Source organism: Streptomyces sp. NPDC006265 (assembly GCF_040613555.1).
GTDB lineage: Bacteria > Actinomycetota > Actinomycetes > Streptomycetales > Streptomycetaceae > Streptomyces.
Genome location: NZ_JBEXSH010001106.1, coordinates 1 through 2,511, shown reverse-complemented (window position 1 = coordinate 2,511; position 2,511 = coordinate 1). Strand labels below are relative to the sequence as shown.

The following is a 2,511-nucleotide window of genomic DNA, read 5'->3' as shown; positions in this document are numbered from 1 at the left end:
GGTAGATCTGCGGCTGCATGGTGAACCCGAGGGCCGTGAGGAGGGCGGACAGCCGCCCGCCCGGCAGGACGTCGCCGTCCGTGCCGCTCTCCAGCCCGGGCAGCAGCGCGTCCGCCAGCGTGGCCGGCACCCTGTTGCTGTTCTGATACGGAGTCAGCCGCTCCAGCAGCAGCTCGGTGCCGATGCGGGCGACCGGCAGGTCGTAGAAGGCGGACGCCGTGAACAGCGCGGTCGAGAAGCAGCCGACGACCAGGGCGGGCCGGGTGCGGTCGAACAGCACCTCGGCGAGCACGGGCGTGTCCAGCACGGTGAGGTCCACGCCGAGCTTCCCGGCCTCGGTCTCCAGGGCGCTGCTGTAGCGGGCCGGTGCGGTCGGGTGGGGCTTGAAGACGACCGTGCGGTGGCCGCGGGCGACGGCGCCCCGCATCATCCGCACGTGCAGGTCCTCTTCCTCCTCGGGGGAGAGGATGTTCAGCGCGGACAGGTACTGGCCGAGCAGCAGCGCCGAGCCGCCGGGCAGGGCGGGCAGCTCGGGGACGGTCTCGGTGACCTCGCCGAGCACCTTCAGGAACGCGGGCGTCGGCACCAGGTGCGCCGGCACGCCGAACTCGGTGAGCAGCATCGGCGTGAGCCCCGGCACCAGATCGAGGTGCAGCAGCCGCCGTACGCGCGTGCCGACCAGCGGGTCGAGCTTGTTGCGGGTGGGACCGTAGCTCATCAGCCCGTCGGCGTAGACGTCGAGGGGGGCGTCGGTGAACACCTGGGCCACCGTCAGTGCGGGCGCCACCTGGATGGATTCCAGCACCAGGCTCACCCGGTCGTCACCGAGGCCCCACAGCAGCCGCAGATAGCGCTCGAAGAGCGGGACGTCGTCGGCGCGCGGCGTCCAGGCCCCGGGGTGGAAGGGGCGGATCGCCTCGTTCCAGGACAGCACCTCGTCGAAGTGCTCGCGCAGCGGCGCGAAGCCCGGCATCCCGTCCAGGGCCGGAGTGGTCTCCGGGGTCGCGGAGTTGTTGAACACCAGCAGCACCCTGCGGTCCGGCTCCTCGAAGAGGCCGGAGTCGACCGCGGCCGCCAGGGTGGCGACGCCGTAGAGCGTCGAGGCGCAGAAGATCTGAGTGGTCCCGGGCATCAGGCGGCCGCTCCCGTCGTGGTGACCCGGCGCCGCAGCCGCCGCAGCTTGGACGAGCGGTCCATGTCCATGGCCTCCAGTGCGTCACCGAGTGCGTCCTGCGGCATGCGCTTGACGGCCGCCGCGCTCATCGACCGCAGCTGCCTGGCCACGGCCGGTTCGAACCTGTCTTCGTTGGAGAGGTGGTGGGCGATGATCGCGCAGTAGGTCCGCACCGCCTTGGGCAGCAGCCGGTCGGCGTCGCGGTCCGCGGCCGTCTCCTCGATCACCTGGTCGAAGGCGCGGATGAAGTCGAGTTGGCGGACGTCGCCGATCTGCGTCAGGGACGAGGCCACTCCGCGCCGGTAGAACACACCCAGCAGGCTCACCACGGCGAACGACTCCGCCTCGCGGTGCAGCTTCCAGATCCACGGCCGGTCCTCGGCCGTGCGCAGCCCGTCGGTGAAGTGGAGCAGGCCCTTGTCGACCAGGCGGCGGTGGTAGGCGCCTGCCCAGGCGTAGGCGTAGTCCACCGAGGTCGAGCGGTGGGCGGGCAGGATCGCCTCGCGCGGGCTGAACACCTCCCAGCGCCGGCCGATCGGCACCCTGCTCACGGAACGGGCCCGGGCGGTGGCCTGCACATGGTCGGTGCGCACGAAGTCGCACCCCAAGTCGTCCATCGCGGACACCAGTTCGGTGAAGTATCCCGGGGCCAGCCAGTCGTCGCCGTCCAGGAACGTCAGGTACTCGCCCTGCGCCGCGTCCAGGCCGGTGTTGCGGGCGGTGGCGAGCCCACCGTTGCGCTCATGCCGGATGTACCGCACCTGGGCGACTTCCGAAAGGTCCTCGGCCGCTCGTTCGAGAATGGCCGGAGTTTCGTCCTTCGAATGGTCGTCGACCAGGATGAACTCGAAATCGCGGTCGGCATTCAATCGAAGGCTTCTGAGGGTGTCCGGGGCATATTGCTGCACGTTGTAGAACGGCACGATCACGGAAAGCTTAGGCACCCGCGAAACGTTAGGAGCCCGCCCGGCAGTGCAACTTTCCGATGAAGGTACACCGGGTGAACTCCATGTGTCAGAACGGTGCACCCCGTGTACTTCCCGCCTTCCAGCAGGCCAGTTCGGCTCTCGGTGGGCTGTTGTTAACTTTTCGTTGAGTCATGGTTCCGCCACACCTAGGATTCGCTTCCTAGCGTCTTCGGCGTGCCAGTAAGTACACCGAAGCGCCTGCGAATCGCGGTCCTCGCGGACAGCGACACCCGATGGAAATGGGGTGCGCTGACCGCCGACCGCATCGCCCCGGGACCGTCCATGGAAGCCGCACCGCGCGAGAGCGCGCAAGCCGCCCCCCTCCTCGACGGATTCCTGCTGCGCGGCCGGGCCACGCCCACGCCGCGC

Annotated in this window: 2 protein-coding genes and 1 pseudogene; 1 reads left to right on the top strand and 2 read right to left on the bottom strand. The window is 69.6% G+C overall.

All coding sequences use genetic code 11. From position 1 onward, the window contains the following. Both ABZ281_RS45830 and ABZ281_RS45825 read right to left on the bottom strand, forming a co-directional pair. Positions 1 to 1,132 (bottom strand): alpha-2,8-polysialyltransferase family protein (locus ABZ281_RS45830; RefSeq protein ID WP_356664364.1); only part of this gene is annotated, 1,132 nt, incomplete at its 3' end. After that, positions 1,132 to 2,118: a glycosyltransferase family 2 protein gene (locus ABZ281_RS45825; protein WP_356664362.1), complete on the bottom strand. Its 987-nt coding sequence runs from the start codon at positions 2,116 to 2,118 to the stop codon at positions 1,132 to 1,134. The genes ABZ281_RS45825 and ABZ281_RS45830, both read right to left, overlap by 1 nt. Positions 2,119 to 2,316: 198 nt before the next feature. On the opposite strand from ABZ281_RS45825, the pseudogene ABZ281_RS45820 reads away from it, so the two are divergent. After that, positions 2,317 to 2,511: pseudogene (locus tag ABZ281_RS45820) on the top strand (hypothetical protein); the annotation flags it as partial.